Origin of the sequence: Ferrimonas sediminum (assembly GCF_900100175.1) — a bacterium.
GTDB classification, from domain to species: Bacteria; Pseudomonadota; Gammaproteobacteria; order Enterobacterales; family Shewanellaceae; genus Ferrimonas; species Ferrimonas sediminum.
This window is the reverse complement of the sequence record NZ_FNEM01000002.1, coordinates 122,861-139,264: the sequence shown is the minus strand read 5'-3', so window position 1 is coordinate 139,264 and position 16,404 is coordinate 122,861. Positions and strand designations below refer to the sequence as shown.

16 protein-coding genes are annotated in these 16,404 nt (G+C 57.4%); 8 read left to right on the top strand and 8 right to left on the bottom strand.

Annotated features, from left to right (window positions below):
• Window positions 1-242 precede the first annotated feature (242 nt).
• Complete coding sequence (locus tag BLT77_RS02910; protein WP_143026543.1) at window positions 243-2,363, top strand: Ig-like domain-containing protein; 2,121 nt, start codon at window positions 243-245, stop codon at window positions 2,361-2,363.
• A gap of 69 nt (window positions 2,364-2,432) precedes the next feature.
• On the opposite strand, the gene BLT77_RS02905 is transcribed toward BLT77_RS02910, so the two are convergent.
• Complete coding sequence (locus BLT77_RS02905) at window positions 2,433-3,950, bottom strand: aldehyde dehydrogenase family protein (RefSeq protein WP_090361741.1); 1,518 nt, start codon at window positions 3,948-3,950, stop codon at window positions 2,433-2,435.
• 204 nt (window positions 3,951-4,154) lie between these two features.
• Window positions 4,155-4,931, bottom strand: a complete 777-nt coding sequence (locus tag BLT77_RS02900) for a Zn-ribbon-containing protein (protein ID WP_090361739.1) — start codon at window positions 4,929-4,931, stop codon at window positions 4,155-4,157.
• A 121-nt stretch (window positions 4,932-5,052) separates the two neighbouring features.
• Between BLT77_RS02900 and BLT77_RS02895 the strand changes: the two genes are divergently transcribed.
• Window positions 5,053-6,546 (top strand): MFS transporter, encoded by a 1,494-nt coding sequence (locus BLT77_RS02895; protein ID WP_090361735.1) that lies wholly within the window; start codon window positions 5,053-5,055, stop codon window positions 6,544-6,546.
• Here BLT77_RS02895 and BLT77_RS02890 read toward each other — a convergent pair.
• Complete coding sequence (locus tag BLT77_RS02890) at window positions 6,543-6,824, bottom strand: lipase chaperone (protein WP_090361732.1); 282 nt, start codon at window positions 6,822-6,824, stop codon at window positions 6,543-6,545. The genes BLT77_RS02895 and BLT77_RS02890 overlap by 4 nt on opposite strands.
• Window positions 6,825-7,004: 180 nt before the next feature.
• Here BLT77_RS02890 and BLT77_RS02885 point away from each other — a divergent pair, with 180 nt between their 5' ends.
• Window positions 7,005-7,391 carry a DUF3192 domain-containing protein gene (locus tag BLT77_RS02885; protein WP_090361729.1) on the top strand — a complete coding sequence of 129 codons (387 nt, stop codon included), beginning with the start codon at window positions 7,005-7,007 and terminating at the stop codon, window positions 7,389-7,391.
• Between the two features lie 60 nt (window positions 7,392-7,451).
• Here the strand turns inward: BLT77_RS02885 and BLT77_RS02880 are convergent, their stop codons facing one another.
• Window positions 7,452-7,682, bottom strand: coding sequence for a DUF2789 domain-containing protein (locus BLT77_RS02880; RefSeq protein ID WP_090361725.1), 231 nt, complete (start codon window positions 7,680-7,682; stop codon window positions 7,452-7,454).
• 282 nt (window positions 7,683-7,964) lie between these two features.
• Here BLT77_RS02880 and BLT77_RS02875 point away from each other — a divergent pair, with 282 nt between their 5' ends.
• Complete coding sequence (locus BLT77_RS02875; protein ID WP_090361722.1) at window positions 7,965-8,609, top strand: GNAT family N-acetyltransferase; 645 nt, start codon at window positions 7,965-7,967, stop codon at window positions 8,607-8,609.
• A gap of 737 nt (window positions 8,610-9,346) precedes the next feature.
• Here the strand turns inward: BLT77_RS02875 and BLT77_RS02870 are convergent.
• Together BLT77_RS02870 and BLT77_RS02865 are read right to left on the bottom strand one after the other, a co-directional pair.
• The gene (locus BLT77_RS02870; RefSeq protein WP_028112085.1) at window positions 9,347-9,766 is read right to left on the bottom strand and encodes a DUF3301 domain-containing protein; all 420 of its coding nucleotides are present in this window, start codon (window positions 9,764-9,766) and stop codon (window positions 9,347-9,349) included.
• Window positions 9,767-9,769: 3 nt separating this feature from the next.
• Entirely contained in the window at window positions 9,770-10,792 is a 1,023-nt protein-coding gene (locus tag BLT77_RS02865; RefSeq protein WP_090361715.1) for a DUF3549 family protein, read from the bottom strand.
• A gap of 111 nt (window positions 10,793-10,903) precedes the next feature.
• Here BLT77_RS02865 and BLT77_RS02860 point away from each other — a divergent pair, with 111 nt between their 5' ends.
• Window positions 10,904-11,230, top strand: a complete 327-nt coding sequence (locus BLT77_RS02860) for a YqcC family protein (protein WP_090361712.1) — start codon at window positions 10,904-10,906, stop codon at window positions 11,228-11,230.
• A gap of 76 nt (window positions 11,231-11,306) precedes the next feature.
• Here the strand turns inward: BLT77_RS02860 and BLT77_RS02855 are convergent, their stop codons facing one another.
• Complete coding sequence (locus BLT77_RS02855; RefSeq protein ID WP_090361708.1) at window positions 11,307-12,242, bottom strand: DUF5692 family protein; 936 nt, start codon at window positions 12,240-12,242, stop codon at window positions 11,307-11,309.
• A 555-nt stretch (window positions 12,243-12,797) separates the two neighbouring features.
• Here BLT77_RS02855 and truC point away from each other — a divergent pair.
• The 3 genes from truC to BLT77_RS02840 all read left to right on the top strand — a co-directional run bounded on the left by truC (window position 12,798) and on the right by BLT77_RS02840 (window position 15,655).
• Entirely contained in the window at window positions 12,798-13,565 is a 768-nt protein-coding gene (gene truC, locus BLT77_RS02850; RefSeq protein WP_090361705.1) for a tRNA pseudouridine(65) synthase TruC, read from the top strand.
• A 199-nt stretch (window positions 13,566-13,764) separates the two neighbouring features.
• Complete coding sequence (locus BLT77_RS02845; RefSeq protein ID WP_090361702.1) at window positions 13,765-14,235, top strand: flavodoxin; 471 nt, start codon at window positions 13,765-13,767, stop codon at window positions 14,233-14,235.
• 10 nt (window positions 14,236-14,245) lie between these two features.
• Complete coding sequence (locus tag BLT77_RS02840) at window positions 14,246-15,655, top strand: PTS transporter subunit EIIC (RefSeq protein ID WP_090361699.1); 1,410 nt, start codon at window positions 14,246-14,248, stop codon at window positions 15,653-15,655.
• Between the two features lie 58 nt (window positions 15,656-15,713).
• Here the strand turns inward: BLT77_RS02840 and BLT77_RS02835 are convergent, their stop codons facing one another.
• Complete coding sequence (locus tag BLT77_RS02835) at window positions 15,714-16,058, bottom strand: DUF3718 domain-containing protein (protein WP_090361696.1); 345 nt, start codon at window positions 16,056-16,058, stop codon at window positions 15,714-15,716.
• Window positions 16,059-16,404 lie beyond the last annotated feature (346 nt).

Sequence of the window (16,404 nt, the reverse complement as noted above, 5' to 3'; positions counted from 1 at the left end):
ATTTGTTTGGGATTTTCTGCATTGGGTGTTGGTTTAATCCCAGGTCTATAAATTAGTAGGTAATTGTCGTACGTGCGCAACTGCAGACAATGAAATGCCAATACTAAGCCATTAAATAGGCTGGAATTTGATAATTGAACGACTCTGAACTATAGAAAGAGCACCTTTAATGGATTAAGTGGGTGTTTCTGATGAAACAAACGGGTTTGTGGGTCTTTGTTTTCCTTTTTTGTGCATTTGGGATGACTGTTGGGTGCGGCGGTGATGGCAGCCTGGATCAACGGGATCAATCGGTGCCGCCGGAGCAGTGGCGGCCCGATGGCGGGGACGACAACGATGGCGGCAGTGGCAATGACATTACCTTCGCCGCCCACTCCCTGACGATGAGTATGTGGAGTTGTCCAGACCCCTATGCCGACACCTTGGATGGTTGTACGCAGCAGACCCGTTTTGATGCCCAGAAGGCGGCTGTGCTGCAGCTCAGTGCCAAACGCGATGGTGCCAATGTCCAGGGTGAGTTGGTGACCGTCTACTCCGATAAGGGCAGCCTGATTCCCGCCGATGGTCGGGTACTGACCGACAGCGACGGCAACGCCCTGCTGCGGCTGCAAGCTGACAACGATGAGGGGGTGGTGGCCATCACCGCCAGCTATGCCGATGCCGCTGCGCAGATGTACGCCCAGATCAACGCCATAGAGGTGGGGCTGAGTCTGACCACCAGTCTGGTCGATGGCCAGATTCTCTCCGATGGCTCCACCCTGGCAGTGACCGCATCACTGACGGTCAATGGCCAGCCCTACCTGGAGCCGTTGCCGGTCTCCTTCTCATCGGCCTGTGCCTTGAGCGGCGAAGCGGAGATCGATGAGCAGGTGCTGTCCCAGGACGGCGAGGCGGTGGCCACCTACCGCTCCACCGGTTGTGAGCAGCAGGATCAGATAACCGCCACCCTGAGCCTGGGCAGCAGCACCGCCACCGACAGCGTTACCGTGCCCCTGGCGTCGGTGCCCATCGCCAGCATCCAGTATCTTTCTGCCACTCCCGACTACCTGCAGCTGGAAGGCACAGGCGGTGTGCGTACTACCACTCTGGTGTTCCAGGTACTGGATCAGAACGGCCAGCCCAAGCAGGGGGTGGACATCGCCTTTGCTCCAGCCAGTGGCGGTGACCGGTTCTCCCTGAATACCCTGTTAGCCAGGAGCAACAGCGAGGGTAAGGTCTCCGTTGCCCTGACCTCCAAGAATCTGCCCGGTCCGTTTCGGGTCAAGGCCGAAGTGGTGGACAGTGATCCTCTGATCGTGGCGGTGTCCCAGGAGCTGCGAGTCGGAACCGGGTTGCCTGATAAGAACAGCTTCGACATCAGTTTCTCGGTACTTAACCCCCAGGCGTGGCGTTATAACGGGGTGCGGGTTGGCATCAATGTTTATGCCGCCGATCACTTTAACAACCCGGTGCCGGACGGTACCGCCATCTCTGTAGTGACCGAAGGCGGCGCTGTGGGAGCCAACTGTCTGACTGAAAATGGCATCTGTAATGTGGACTGGGTTTCACAGGACCCTCGTCCTGATGATGGTCGAGTAACCGTAACGGCCTGGATCGAGGGAGAGGAGTCCTTTGACGATGCCAACGGCAACGGCTTCTACGATCAGGGCGAGTGGGACGGCATTGATGAGCACGAGGCCTATTTCGATATCAACGAAAGTGGCAGCCACGATGATGGTAGTGGCGTTGCTTCCCTTGAGTCATTTATTGACCGCAGCGGGAATGGCCTATGGGACGGTGGCGACGGCCACTACAACGGCCTGCTGTGCCAGGGGGAGCCCCTGAGCAGCGGCGATTGCAGTCGGGAACTGGTGGATCTGAATGTGTCCGGCGTGATTGTGATGTCCGGAGCGAGACCGGAAGTCTATTTCTGCCACTTCGATGAGCTTGGGGTCGATGGTGATAATGATGGGCTAGAGGGATGGTTTGATTGTTGGAATGATGAAACCGATACGCCTTGGATGGCAACTGCTCCTGCCGGTGGCAAGGTGGCTGTCTGCGTCTTTGACGTAGCGGAGAATGGCGGTTTCCCCGATGCGCCCTATGGTACCTTTAACCCTGTGCCATACGGCACCACAGTGAAGTTTGAAACAGACGGAAATGTGGAAGTTGTGGGTCAGAGCAGCTTTACCCAGCGGAGCACCAATGTGCCTATCTACCATGTAGATGAGGATGACGTGGTTCGTGCGGATAATCGCAGTACCTGTGGCACCGGTTGGTACGGAGCCGGACTTGTCGTTGGGCCGGAGGGAGGTACTTTCTCTGTTGAGGTGGAGTTGCCTGATGGTCTTTTCATTTCCACCTCTATGAACCTAACCCCTTAGCGCAGTGAGGCCCGGCACTTTCCGGGTAGTAGTAGGAACGGCCTCTCGCGAGGCCGTTTTTTTTAGGGGTTAGAAGAAGCCCAGCGGGTTGGGATCGTAGCTCACCAGCAGGTTTTTGGTTTGCTGGTAGTTGCCAAGGGCCATCTTATGGGTCTCCCGTCCCATGCCGGATTGCTTATAGCCGCCAAAGGCGGCGTGGGCAGGGTAGAGATGGTAGCAGTTGACCCACACCCGGCCGGCTTCGATGGCGCGGCCGACCCGAAAGGCGCGGTTCTGGTTCATGGTCCAGATGCCGGCGCCCAGGCCGTAGCTGGTGTCGTTGGCGATGGCCAGTGCCTCGGCTTCGTCTCTGAAGGTGGTGATCCCCAGGGTCGGGCCGAAGATCTCCTCCTGAAACACCCGCATGCCGTTGTGGCCCTTGAGCAGGGTCGGTTGCACGTAGAAGCCGGACTCCACCCCCGAAGGCTGGCTGGCCTGGCCGCCGATCAGGAACTCGGCGCCTTCGGCCCGGGCCACCTCCATGTAACTCATGATTTTATCGAACTGTTCCTGAGAGGCCTGGGCGCCCACCTGGGTGTCGGTGTCCAGTGGGTTGCCCTGTTTGATGGTTTTGGCCCGTTCGATCACCCGTTCAATAAACCGGTCGTAGATGGACTCATGCACCAGCGCCCGCGACGGGCAGGTACAGACTTCCCCCTGGTTGAAAAAGCCCAGCAGCAGCCCTTCGACGCACTTGTCGATGTAGGCCTCGTCCTGATCCAGAATGTCTTCGAAGTAGATGTTGGGGGATTTGCCCCCCAGCTCCAGGGTCACCGGAATCAGGTTGTCGGCGCCCTGATGCATGATGTGGCGGCCGACCTCGGTGGAGCCGGTGAAGGCCAGTTTGCGGATCCGTTTCGAGCTGGCCAGAGCCTGGCCGGCCTCGTGACCGTAACCGTTCACCACGTTGATGATGCCGGCGGGCAGCAAGTCCTGCAGGGTTTCCATCAGCACCAGGATGCTGGCCGGGGTCTGTTCGGCGGGTTTGAGTACCACGCAGCAGCCTGCGGCCAGGGCCGGTGCCAGTTTCCAGGCTGCCATCAGCAGCGGAAAGTTCCAGGGGATGATCTGGCCCACCACGCCGATGGGCTCGTGATAGTGGTAGGCACTGGTGTTGGGATCCAGTTGACCGATGCTGCCCTCCTGGGCGCGCAGGGCGCCGGCGAAGTAGCGGAAGTGATCCACGCACAGCGGCAGATCGGCGGCCAGGGTTTCGCGAATCGGTTTGCCGTTGTCCCAGGTTTCCACCAGAGCCAGCGTTTGGCTGTAGGCCTCAATGCGGTCGGCAATCTTCAGCAGCAGGTTGGCCCGTTCGGCCGCCGGGGTGGCGCCCCATAGGGGCTGTGCCTGATGGGCGGCGTCCAAAGCCAGTTCAACGTCGGCGGCGCAGGACTGGGGGATGTCGCAGATGGTGGAGCCGTCCACCGGACTGGTGTTGGCAAAATAGCGGCCCTGGCTGGGCTCGACCCACTGGCCACCGATGAAGTTGGCGTAGCGTGGCTTAAAGTTGAACAGGGCATCGTTGCTGCCGGGTTTGGCATAGATCATGGTGCGTCTCCTTCGCGTCGGGTGGCGAGAGTGACGGCGCGGGAGACGACACAGCACAAAGACGTTGGAGCCCTGAAACGGCCCGGGCTTCGGCCGCGCCGAAAGCTCTTTGATTGGGAGTAGAAAGGCTTCGTTTGCCGAAGCCGAACCGCCAGTATGGAAGGATTGGCGGTTTTCGCCTTTAGACTTTAGTCCAATGCCGGTTCAGATCAGGTCCCAGGACAGGTTGGACACCAGACGGCAATCGTGGCAAACGAAGTGAAACAGGTCGTGAATGGTTTCGCCCAGGTACCAGTCCGGGTTGCCACAGCGAGGGCAGGGGCGCACCTTCTCCTCGGCCAGGGTGGCACCGCCGACCCGGTACAGGTAGTAATAGGTCGGTACCTGGGTCAGGTACTCGATGCGGCCACGCAGATCCCAGCCGCGGCGAAACAGGGCACTGTCCACCTGGGTGATCTCGTCCAGGGCGGCAAACTCGACCGCACCACTGCCGGCCATCTGCAGCTCATCACAGGCTTGCCATTCACTCTGCCATTTAATCAATGCCTTATGGTCGCCATTAAAGGTCGCCGGCAACCGGTACAGGGGCACCGGCATCATGGTCTCACCATCCCGAAGCGGTGAGCAGGTGTGAACGTAGGTGGTGTACAGCAGTTGCCAGTTGCTGGGCAGCACCGGTGAGCTGGCTTCGCTGTTGATGTCGCGCCCCAGCACCTTGAGACGGGGGCGGGTCAGGCTGGCATCGGCCAGCTTATCCAGCCGCTGCTTGACCCAGTCGGAGTGAAATCTCGGGTGCAGGCTGTCCTCTTCCGGGCACAGGGCCCGCAGCCGAAACTCGGCCTGGTTCTGCATCACCGGGAACTCTTTCCCCAGGATCTGGCCATTGGCACGCCAGGCTTCCACCAGCTGATTGATGGCGTACTCCACCTGAGACAGGGTGGTGTCATCAAAGCATTCGAAACGCAGTTCTACCAAGTACATGAGGGACTCCGGTTGGGTTGGGGCGGCCATTATAACGGCGCTGGCGGTGACGGCAAGCTTGTACCTGAAGGGCGCGATCGGTAGGTTGTATACTTTATTCATAAATTATGAGTGTTCAAGGATGACCCAACCCTCTACAAGTGGCTGGAACGATGCCAGTAAACTGGGGATCGGCGCTGCCATTGCCAGTCTAGGCTATGTCTTCTGGGTGGTCGGCGGCATGGAGCTGGTGGAGCGACTGGCCTTCTATGGTGTTAAGACCACCGCCAGCATCTACGCCACCGATGCCCAATCGATGGGGGGGCTGGGCCTGACCATGACCGACTTCAGCTGGATTTTGCTGGCCTGGGCCCTGTTTCAGTCCTTTGTGCCGGTGTTCTTCGGCGCCACCGCCGATCGCATCGGCTACAAGGAAACCATCGCCCTGTCGACGGTAATTAAGATTGGCGCCTACCTGATCATGGCGCTGTTTCCGTCGTTCTGGGGATTTTTGCTGGGAGCGGCGACCCTGGCATTTGGCACTGGCATCTTTAAGCCCGGTATTCAGGGCACCCTGGTCAAGTGCTCAACCCGGGAGAACTCCGCCATGGCCTGGGGACTGTTTTATCAGATGGTCAATATTGGCGGCTGGTTGGGGCCGATTCTGGCGGCGCAGATGCGCATCCTGGCCTGGGACAAACTGTTTTTTGCCTGTGCAGCCATCATCAGCCTGAATTTCCTGTTGCTGCTGACCTACCGAGAGCCGGGCAAAGCGCAGCGGCGCGCGGTGTCGCATCAGAGTGGCATGTGGCGCAGTGCCTGGAGGGAGATTCGTCAACCGCACCTGATGCGTTACACCCTGCTGTTTTCCGGCTTCTGGTTTATGTTCATGGCCCTGTTCGATGTTCTGCCGGTGTACATTCGTGACTGGGTCGACACGCGCACCCTGGTCACCGGCCTGTTTGGTGACCGTGAGCCGGGGGCGGTGATGCAGGCCGTGTTGGCCATCGACCCCGCGACCCTGGCGGTACTGCCGGAGGGGATCATGAACATCAACTTCGGCATGATCATGTTGGTGTGCTTCCTGTACGCGGCGGTGGCCGGCCGCATCGGCACGGTACCGTCGTTGGTGATTGGCACCTTGCTGTGTTCGCTGGGGCTGCTGACCCTGGGGCTGTCGACGTACGCCTGGATCATTGTGCTGGCGGTGCTGGTGTTCTCCTCCGGTGAGATGCTGGCCAGCCCCACCTCCTCCAAGTTCATTGGCAATCTGGCTCCGGATGACAAAAAAGCGATGTACTTGGGGTTTAAGGAGCTGCCCTACGGTATCGGCTGGGTGGCGGAGTCGATCATCGGTCCACGGGTCTACGATGCCTGGGGCGCCAAAGAGACGCTGGCGCGGGAGGCGTTGGCTCAGCACGGCATGACGACGGCGCAACTGGGTGCCATTCCCCAGGGGGAGTACTTCCAGCATCTGCAGCAGCAGACCGGGCTCAGTGCGGGAGTACTGACCGAGCAGCTGTATCACTCCGGCCAGGTGGGCATGGTGTGGTATCTGATGGCGGCTGTGGGGCTGGCGACTACCGCCGGCCTGATCCACTACGGCCGTTGGTTACAGCGCCACCCCCTGAGTTAGCGCTGCTTGGCTTCCAGATGTTCGATTCGGGCGGTCAGCGCCTCGATCTGGCGTTCCAGCCGGGCGAGGCGATCGTCCTCTTCGGCAGTCGGGGTGTTGTTGGCGGCCTCAAGTGGCAGTTCCAGCACCGTCGCCGGACTCTGCTTGTATTGCTTGACCGCCTGAATCAATACCGGCATCGGGTAGTTGCTGCTCAACTGGCCTTTAAGGGTGGCCAGAGACACCGTTTGCCCCTGGTGATGAAGGCGGCTAAGCGCCTGTTGTATCTGGGTATCCATAAGGGCCTCCTGAGTGTTTGGGGTCAGCCTAACTGTTAGTGGTTTTAGCCAACAGTGTGGCGGATTTTCTCACTCCTTCACAAGTTAATATTCATTAGTTAAATAATTTCAAAGGGTTAAATAGTTGGCAAAGGACTTGCTTTTCTCCCGTGGTAATGATCATTCCTCAAGGAGACAGAGATGCAATCTAAAGTTTTGTTGCCCATGGTTGTGGCGGCGGCGTTCGGTTTGAGTGGTTGTGTGGTGGCCGTTGGCGGTGACGGCTGGGAATCCGACAGCTGGGACAGTGACTCCAGCAGTCACTGGAAAAAGCTGGAGACAGAGAATCGTAAGAAGCTGTCACAGCTGAGCCCCGGCATGAGTGTTGACCAGGTGGTGGCGCTGTTGGGGACGGCCGAATTCAACGAGTTCTACCGTCAGGACGATAAGGACGTGCAGGTGTTGTTCTATCGCACCCACCGCACCAAGGGGGATGGCAAGACCACCAAAGAGGAGTGCACCGCGGTCGTGCTGGAGCAGGGCAAGGTGGTGGGTTGGGGGGACAAGGCTTACCAAAACGCCATCTGAGCGGCGTCCGTTACTCCTAAGTTGCGCCGGCCCTGTGCCGGCGCCTGTCGTTGTGCGACGCTATTTGTGCAACAGGGTATCCAGGGTATCGATCACCTCACTCCACTGGGCATCGCGATGGCGCTCCTCACTCAAAAAGCTCGACTGGGCGGCGGTCCAGAACGGTGCCCGCTCCAGTGGCGTCGCTTGGTTCAGGGGATGGGACTGAATAAACTGGTTGATGGCCTGCTCGCTGCTGGGCAGTCCCAGTTGCTCAAACAGGTGGGGCAGGGTGGCTTGAGTGGTGTCCATGGTCAACGGCTCCGGCAATCGCTCTGGGATGAAGTGTAGCTGGCAAAAACCGCCTGCGGGGAGCATCGGCCCGCTAAATTGTCGTCACCCGCACTCACTCGTGCTTTGGTTGGGGTATCCGAATCCCTCATCTTGTGTTATCAAAGGGAAGTTTATAACTAGTAGAGTCATAGGTGCTCTTTACTCCTGTCCTGGAGTCGACGATTCGAGGCGTGGCCTGTCAGGGCATTGTTCGGAGTAGGGGCCAAGGTGAACGATGGTGCATTTGTTGGGAGAGGATGGATGCCGGGTGAGCAAGTGAACACCGTTAAAGCGGTGTATCTGACGGCGGAAGAGTTAAGGGTGGCGGCGTCACTGTTGTATAACGCCTACCACGATGACCTGTTTTTTCAGCAGGCCTTTGGCCGACAAAGCTACGGCCAGAAGCTGCGGGCCGCCATGCGCGAAGAGTTGAATGAGCTGTGGCACCATCAGCAGAAGGTGATTGGGTTTTATCTTGAAGATGTGCTGGTGGGGGTCGCCTGTGTGGTGGATAAAGAGTACCCCCAGGGCGAGAGCCGCTACTGGTATTGGCGCCTGAAAATGGCGCTTGGTACGGGGTGGGCTCCGACCCGCAACTGGATTGAGCGTGAAGACGAATTGAAGCGGCTGCTACCGACCGATAACTATTGGTTGTTGCAGCTCATTGCGGTTCACCCACAGTATCAGCGCAAAGGCTTGGGGGCGCAGTTGGTTCAGTCGCTGACCGAATTGATGGCCGATCATGAGGTGGATGGATTGGCGGTATTTGTGTCCCAGCAGGAACATGAAAGTCTATTTGAACAAAAAGGCTTTAAGCGACTTCAGAAAGTGACGGTGGCCGACGTAACTGGCCAATTAATGTATTGCACTAAAGAGAGTCAGGGTGAATTAGCCCGGTCTTGCTGATCGCCTTTGTGCGAGATCTCTTACAAGCGTGTAGGAGAATAGGGCGAGCGATGCCTGGGTTTGAACGGGTGTTTTTTTGTAGGTGTTTGATTTTTATTTGTTTCTGGCCAGACTTTCGAAATCTGTAATCGTGATTTTCGGCTTTGGTATGGTGCGAAAATGCCTTGTTTAGTTCTGTGATCTGAGTAGACTTTAGTTGTGCCAAGGGAAACGGCTAGGAACTGAATTAGTGATGCGTGACAGGAGGTTGCCATACACGAGTTCGGTGAAAGCAAACGGATCAGACATCACTAGGATGGTGAGACTTGAGAAGGGCGCTTACTCTGCCAGGATTGCAGATTCCCATGGATGGAACAGGACACCTCCAGGATGGAGATGAGTTCGATAACAGGATGTTATCGTGTTAAGGATGACAGTACAGTAGTACAGGGAAGCTGAAGGATCAGCGCAAGGAAGATCGCAGGAAGCAGCAGTACGCAAGGATGATGCAGGGAGCACCAATTATAGCAGGATTGCTTAGCGTGTAATATCTAGGGGCGCACTCGTGGCGCCCCGTTCTATTTCTGCTTGTGGGTGTGAACACCGGCAAGTCACAAACAGCCTGGCCCTGACGCCAGGCTTTTTTGTGTCCACCGGTGGGGTGGTTCGGCTCGCGGCGTGCCGCCGCCTTAGTTACGACTGGGCGTTACGGCAATAAAAAACCACCGCGGGCGGTGGTTTGTCTGTGCAACAGGGTGTTACTTGCAGCCGCTGGAGCAGCCTCCGGATCGGGGGGAGCAACTGCTGGCACCGCCGCCGCCGCCGCACCCACCGATGCGTCCCTTGCTTTCCGGGGCTTGCTGCCACTCCGGTTCCGGGTACAGGGGCATCTCGACATCTTTCAGTTTTTTGCCACTGAGCACCACAATGGCGTGCAGGCGGTTGATGCCATCGGTAGAAAACTCGCATTGATAGCGGGTATTCCATCCCAGCCCCTGGCCCGGGATGAAGCCGAGTCTGGCCTGAACCCGAGCGGTGCTGACCCACTGCAGTCGCCGCTTCTGGCACACCCGTTTTACGTGAAATTCCGCAATTTCAGAGATCTGCCTGAGCTGCCAGAACACGGCCGCAATGCCGCAGACCAGCAGTCCGAGAATGAGATCGGTGAGATTTAGCATTGGTTAGGTCCTGACTAGTTGCATGAGATGACCGATGGCGGCAGCCAACTGCGTCGAACGCTGAGGGGTGCGAATGGCGGTCAATACCTGTTGCCGTAAACTTGGCATGGAAACCAGGTCTGAGTAAAGGGCAATGAACAGTTCTTTGTCCTCGGTCGCCAGTCGTTCCAAATAGGCCATCATGCGCTGCGGTTGGGACAGGGGGCCCCAGCAACGAGCGGCGATCACCACCAGGGTATCGGCGCTGGCGTGGGGCAGAGCCAGATCGATGGCTTTGGCCAACGCCTTGTCGGCGCCCGCCAGGCCCCGCAATGCCATCTGGTTGATGGCATCATTGCTCCCCTCCTGCATCAATTGCAGCCAGGCGGCGGCCATCTCATCGCCACAGGGAAAGTTCTCTGCCACCGAGGCCAGTGCAGCCAGTGGCTGTGGTGGCATCTGACCGATGGCGACGGGCAGTTCCTGCCTGGCTTGCGACTCGGTGAGCCGGGCCAGAATATCAGCCAGCCCCTGTAGCCCGACCTGTTGCCAGTTGTCCCAGCCCATCTGTCCCTTGAGGTAACTTTGGCAGTGCTCAAAATAGATGGAGGCCGGCCGGGCCAGTTGCAGGTTTACTCGGGCGTGGAACACCGCCAGTTTTTCCTGACCCGGTGCAAAGATGAAGGGGTTGCTTTTGAGCCCCTCTTGCTGCGTTTCGGTCATTGGGGCGGTAGGGTCCCGTCCCAGCCCGTCCACTACGGTTTGCAAAAACTGGCTGCGGGCGGCGGGGTTGAGCAGCCCCTGCTCGTCCACCGGCAACTTCAGGAACCAGATAAAGTGCTCCTGCGACTCTTGCGGATTCCAGAACAGGATACCCAGCCAGGCGTGGCCGTTTCTGGGGTAGGGGTAGGGGGTGGTCATCGCTTCGATCTGCGCAAACTCGATGGGATCGATGGGCGTGACGCGGCGGCCCATATCGAAGACCTGATACTGAACTCCGGCGGCTTGCAGGAACTGATGCAGAGTATTGATGTTTTCCATGGTCATTGATTGTCGCTTGTCTGAGGCACGAATCGCTGTGCAAACTAGCCGCGTATTATAGGGCCAAGGCTGTCCCGATGGTATGATTTGGCCCCATTTGTTCCCCTGGAGTGAGAGATGAGCCGCGAGAATGAGGTGCAGCACGGGCTGCTGAGATTGCAACAGGCCCTGCAGCAAGCGCAGCTGTGGCAGAAGACGCCGGTGTCTGCGGAAGCGCTGGCCAGTACCCAGCCCTTCGCCGTTGATACCCTGTCTCTACCGCAATGGTTGCAGTTTATCTACCTGCCCAAGCTGCAGGCGCTGCTGGAGGCTGGCCAGCCATTGCCGACCCGGGTGTCGGTGGCACCGATGGCCGAAGAGACGTTCGGTGATGCTCAGCCGGCACTGGTGGCGGCCATTGCCCAGCTGGATGCGGTGCTCAGCTCGGCAGATGGCCGCCGCTGAATCTCTGAAGTGCCTAAAAAAGGCACGGTATGGCGTCGCCATACCGTGCCGATTAAGGGTATTGCAGGGTGATGAACTATCGATTCTCTTCAACCACCAGCTTGTATGGGGCGGTATCGGAGAAGATCTCGTCTTTCAGCGGGTTCAGTTTGTGCTTGCGAATCTTGTAGAACTGGTAGACAAACAGCGCCACGTTGGCGGCCAGGGCGACGAAGCTGGCGGCGAAGAAGGCGTCAGGATCCCGGGTGGCCGGTACCGGTGCAATGCGATCCGCGAAGGAGGGCACGGACATCACAAACATGATCCACAGCGCCAGGGTGGCGGCACGGTGTTGCAGCCAGGCGCCTTTCTTGATGAAGAAGGCCGGAATGGTGCAGGACAGTAATAAGATGACGCCGCAATAGAATGAGTGATCAGTAATGCAGTTGTAGGTGTAGGCAAAATTCCACAGGTCGTAGGCGATGATCCAAGGCCAGATCATATCGGGCCAAACCATATCTTTTGATTTGTCCTTGGAGATCATAATGCCGGTCCAGCCGCAGATGGTGATGATATTAAGCAGGCCGGCGATGCCATTCATGATGTTCCATGAACCGGACATTAACCATAGGTTATCGATAACTTGTCCATCCCAGGCTCCATAACTGTATACCTGGAAGTCACGCAGACAAGCTTCAAAAATATTTAACGCAAGAATAAAGGCTGGGAATGCCAGAGCATATTTGTTTTTTGCTAATTTTGGACTGTAGCGTATTGCCATAAATCCAAGGCATCCGGCCAGAGCAGAATAGGTTTTTACCCAGTTGAACCAGTTGCCGGTGCCGTATTCGTTACCCGGTGCGGCGGTGGTAGGCCATACAAATATGGTCAGTCCGATGGGCATGATCAGGTACAGCAGGATGCCGCCCCACATGGTGGTACGACCGAATTCATTGAAAGCCATCAGGGCGATGAGTACGCCCAGGCCGATGGCCCAGCCCATGAGTCCAGGGACTTCGTAAAAGAAACCCATAATACACTATCTCCATTTATAATAATTGATGCTGGCCTGGTGATGGCCCTGTACGTCATCCACAAGCGGGTATTCAGAATAGAGTGCTGAATACTTTTAGATTAAATAAATTGTGGGCACAGAGTTACCTGCGACAGTCAACCTATCGAATTTAACTATTGTATTTTTTCCCGGCAAGGCCAGAAAGGTGATTGCTTAAATATCACTAATATAATTTCGTTACGCTAACCTTTATATCGACTTATTCAGTTATCAAACCACCAATGCTTCATATTTAAACTACGCCTTAATAGACTCCGTTTTCTTGTCTTACATCAATTTTTTAATAAATATAGAGTAAATGCTCTATTTTTCGAGGTCCGAGTTTATCCAGTGTGACTCAGCTCTCACCGTTGTCCGTCGCAGCTTCGATACCACCACCCGCGGGGGCATCGGTGGTGGAGTGTTGCCCACGTCCGGGCAAAAGCCGCAGAGGCCAAAGCCGGCGAAATCTGGTACCTTTTACCGCCGCTCTGTGGTGAGCGTGGTTTTTAACAGCAGATTCAGCGGAACTCCATGATTAACATTTTGTTTGAAGACGAGCACATCGTGGCCGTGCACAAGCCTTCAGGGCTGCTGGTGCATCGCAGCTACCTGGCGCGCAAAGAGACCGAGTTTGCCATGCAGATGGTGCGGGATATGGTCGGTTGCCACGTATTTCCATTGCATCGGTTGGATCGGCCGACTTCCGGAATTCTGATCTTTGCCAAGTCGGCGGAGGTGGCTCGGGTGATGCAGCCACAGTTTGCCGAGCGTGGCATCGATAAACGCTACCTGGCGTTGGTGCGGGGTTACGTTGATGAGGCGGGTCATCTCGACTACCCGTTGAAAGAGGAGCTGGATAAGATTGCCGACTCCCGGGCCAGTCAGGACAAAGAGGCCCAGGAGGCGATCACCGATTATCGGCCGCTGAACCGAGTGGAACTGCCGTTCCCGGTGGGGCGTTACGACAGTTGTCGCTACTCACTGGTGGAGATGAAGCCCTTGACCGGGCGTAAGCATCAGTTACGTCGGCACATGGCCCACCTGCGCCACCCCATCATCGGTGACACCAGCCACGGTGACGGCCGCCATAACAAATTTTATCGGGATCACTTCGGGCTGCAGAGGCTGTGGCTGATTGCCAAAACGCTCTCCTTTACCCATCCGGTGACGCAGGAGGTGGTGGCTCTGGAAACTGAGCTGGAAGTAGAGTGGTTGCAGCTGTTTGAGGCGTTTGGCTGGTCACAGCATCAGTCTGATTATCAGCTGTTGAATCGTGACGGTGCCGCCTTAGGGAGCTGAAGCGAGTCTTCAGTATGGCTTTGGGTAAAGTAACTGATGCGGCGCACCCGTTGCCGCTTGATGTGGACCTTATGGTGTAGCCGGCGTGTTCGCTGACGGTACTGCATCCTGCCTCCGAGTTAGCGGTTGTTGCGCCTTTACGGTCCTTACAGTAAGGTGGAAATGTGAATTTATCAAGTCGTTAACAGGGTGTTTGGGAATGGCTAAGATTAGCGTATTGGTTGGTTCTGTCTATGGTGGTGCTGAGTATACCGCAGAGCAGGTGTGCCAGACCCTGATGGCACAGGGGCACGCGGCCAGCATCAGCACTGCCCAGAGTGCCGATGAGCTGCTGGCCGAGGACGGTGACGCCTGGCTGGTGATCACCTCCACCACCGGCAGCGGCGATTTGCCGGACAACATCCTGCCTCTGTTTACCTCTCTTAATGACCGGTTTCCACTGATCCCTCATCTTCATTACGGGGTCATTGCCCTGGGGGATTCCAGCTATGGCGACACCTTCTGTGGCGGAGGCCGGAAGTTTGATGCCCTGCTGCAGCAGCTGACCGCGTCGCGTATCGGTGACATGTTGACCATTGATGCCTGTGACACCTTCGAGCCGGAACATGCCGCCGTGGCTTGGGTGGACACCTGGCAGGCGGCGCTGACGTTGGCGTTGTCCCAGGCCTGAGTGGAGCGCTATGACCTTCTCCTGGTTCCGAGGATTGCAACGGGTCGGTAAGGCCCTGATGGTGCCGGTGGCGGTGCTGCCGGCGGCAGGCCTGTTGTTGGGCCTGGGAACCAGCCCCATGGGCTGGTTTCATCCAGTGGTGCAAAGCCTGTTGCTGCAAACCGGCACCATCATCTTCAATCTGTTGCCACTGTTGTTCGCCATCGCCATCGCCCTGTCCTTTTGCTACCAGGATGGCTCGGCATCGGTGTCTGCGGTGATCGGCTACGGGGTGATGCTGGCCACCATGTCGGCGCTGGCCCAGTACTATGGCTGGGAAACCAGCACCATTTTGGGACTGCCGACACTCAACACCGGGGTGCTCGGAGGTGTGCTCAGTGGCGGTCTGACCGCCTGGGTCTACCGTCGCTGTTACCGGGTTGATTTGCCTGAGTTTCTTGGGTTCTTTTCCGGCCGTCGCCTGGTGCCCCTGGCCAATGTGCTGGCGGCCATCTGTCTGGGGCTGGTGCTGGCCAGTCTGTGGCCCTGGATGACCCTGGTGCTGGATCACTTCTCCAACTGGGTGGTGTATCAGCAGCCGATGCTGGCCTGGAGCCTCTATGGCCTGGTGGAGCGATTGCTGATTCCGCTGGGGTTGCACCACATCTGGAACTTGCCGTTTTTTTACGAAGTGGGCAGTTTCAATACTCCGGGGGGCTACCTGATTCAGGGAGAAGTCGGCCGCTTCCTGGCCGGAGACCCCAATGCCGGTCATCTGGCCGGAGGTTATCTGGTTAAGGTGTGGGGACTGCCGGCAGCGGCACTGGCTATCTGGCGCTGTGCCGATCGCAAACAGCGGGCCCAGACCGCCGGCGTCATGCTGTCGGCGGCGCTGACCTGCGCCATCACCGGGGTTACCGAGCCGGTGGAGTTTGCCTTTCTGTTTGTGGCCCCCCTGTTGTACCTGATCCATGCTGTGATGACGGGCCTGGCCTATGTGCTGGTGATTTCGGTGGATTTTCACCATGGCCTGGTGTTTTCCCAGGGACTGCTGGATTTCAGTCTGTTTTATCATCTGTCTCGCAATGGGGGGTGGTTCTGGATACTGGGTTGCCTGTACGCGGTGGGGTATTACACCCTGTTTCGATTTGCCATTCTTCGTTTTAACCTGCCGACCCCCGGGCGCACACCCCAGCAGCACATGGAGCGGTTCCAGGCCGAGCAGGTGCTGACGGCGCTGGGGGGCGGGGACAACATTCGTGACCTGGATGCCTGCTTGACCCGGCTACGGGTCAGCGTCCATCAGGCCGGTAAGGTGCGTGAAGCGGTGTTGCGTAGCCTGGGGGCTAAAGGGGTGGTGGTGATCGGCGACGGGGTTCAGGTCGTCTTTGGGCCCAAGGCGGAAAAATTGCGTGGCGAAATGCAGGAGTTGCTCAGATAGAGACAAGCCACCCAAAAGGTGGCTTGTGCCATGGGGAGCTTGAAACCGCCCCCTGGGGTTACTGTTCGAACCAGACTTCGAGATGGTTGGAGTGCATGGCGATATCCTGAATGGTCACCCGCCCAGGCAGGAAACGATCACGGATGTAGTCGGCGTTGTTTGACGCGCCGTGATTTTCAGCGAATGTTGCGATGTCTTCACCATTACAGACCAGCTTGTCCAGTACCCGGTAAGGGTTAACCCGGTACACCTTCATGGTTTTGTTGAACCGTAATTTGCTGTCGGTCAGCGACGCCTTGCAGGTGGCGATCAGGGATTGCTCCATGGCGGAGGTCATGGCAGCCTGGGCGGGAATCGCCAGGCTGGCGGCCAGGGTTACTGCGGTTAGAGTCAGGGCTTTCATTATCGATCTCTCCTGTGTCACTCAGTCACACGCGATTAGTACAGAGGGGGGGAGTTCGCTTTAAGCATGGTGCCTCAAGCATGTCTCCACTGTTACAAAGGGTAAACAGGTGTGTCTGAGACCACTGAAACCACGGCTGCTATAGAAAGGCGGTTAATTTGACTTACTATTTTTAAATAAAAGTGTTTCTGGAATGAAACAGAAAAGTCCGCCGGAGCGGACTTTTGTCAGGGCCTGTTGATTTTGACCGTGGCGCTGATGGCTGACGGTTACTTGCTGTTGCCGGTTTTTGCAGGGCGCCAGCCCCTCTTCAATCCTGGCCGGGGAGTGAGGATGTCATTCCGGC

What these genes read in the sequence shown, in the direction of transcription:
- BLT77_RS02910 (WP_143026543.1), top strand. Translation starts at nt 243, where the DNA reads ATGACTGTTGGGTGCGGCGGTGATGGCAGCCTGGATCAACGGGATCAA.
- BLT77_RS02905 (WP_090361741.1), bottom strand. Translation starts at nt 3,950, where the DNA reads ATGATCTATGCCAAACCCGGCAGCAACGATGCCCTGTTCAACTTTAAG.
- BLT77_RS02900 (WP_090361739.1), bottom strand. Translation starts at nt 4,931, where the DNA reads ATGTACTTGGTAGAACTGCGTTTCGAATGCTTTGATGACACCACCCTG.
- BLT77_RS02895 (WP_090361735.1), top strand. Translation starts at nt 5,053, where the DNA reads ATGACCCAACCCTCTACAAGTGGCTGGAACGATGCCAGTAAACTGGGG.
- BLT77_RS02890 (WP_090361732.1), bottom strand. Translation starts at nt 6,824, where the DNA reads ATGGATACCCAGATACAACAGGCGCTTAGCCGCCTTCATCACCAGGGG.
- BLT77_RS02885 (WP_090361729.1), top strand. Translation starts at nt 7,005, where the DNA reads ATGCAATCTAAAGTTTTGTTGCCCATGGTTGTGGCGGCGGCGTTCGGT.
- BLT77_RS02880 (WP_090361725.1), bottom strand. Translation starts at nt 7,682, where the DNA reads ATGGACACCACTCAAGCCACCCTGCCCCACCTGTTTGAGCAACTGGGA.
- BLT77_RS02875 (WP_090361722.1), top strand. Translation starts at nt 7,965, where the DNA reads ATGCCGGGTGAGCAAGTGAACACCGTTAAAGCGGTGTATCTGACGGCG.
- BLT77_RS02870 (WP_028112085.1), bottom strand. Translation starts at nt 9,766, where the DNA reads ATGCTAAATCTCACCGATCTCATTCTCGGACTGCTGGTCTGCGGCATT.
- BLT77_RS02865 (WP_090361715.1), bottom strand. Translation starts at nt 10,792, where the DNA reads ATGACCATGGAAAACATCAATACTCTGCATCAGTTCCTGCAAGCCGCC.
- BLT77_RS02860 (WP_090361712.1), top strand. Translation starts at nt 10,904, where the DNA reads ATGAGCCGCGAGAATGAGGTGCAGCACGGGCTGCTGAGATTGCAACAG.
- BLT77_RS02855 (WP_090361708.1), bottom strand. Translation starts at nt 12,242, where the DNA reads ATGGGTTTCTTTTACGAAGTCCCTGGACTCATGGGCTGGGCCATCGGC.
- truC (WP_090361705.1), top strand. Translation starts at nt 12,798, where the DNA reads ATGATTAACATTTTGTTTGAAGACGAGCACATCGTGGCCGTGCACAAG.
- BLT77_RS02845 (WP_090361702.1), top strand. Translation starts at nt 13,765, where the DNA reads ATGGCTAAGATTAGCGTATTGGTTGGTTCTGTCTATGGTGGTGCTGAG.
- BLT77_RS02840 (WP_090361699.1), top strand. Translation starts at nt 14,246, where the DNA reads ATGACCTTCTCCTGGTTCCGAGGATTGCAACGGGTCGGTAAGGCCCTG.
- BLT77_RS02835 (WP_090361696.1), bottom strand. Translation starts at nt 16,058, where the DNA reads ATGAAAGCCCTGACTCTAACCGCAGTAACCCTGGCCGCCAGCCTGGCG.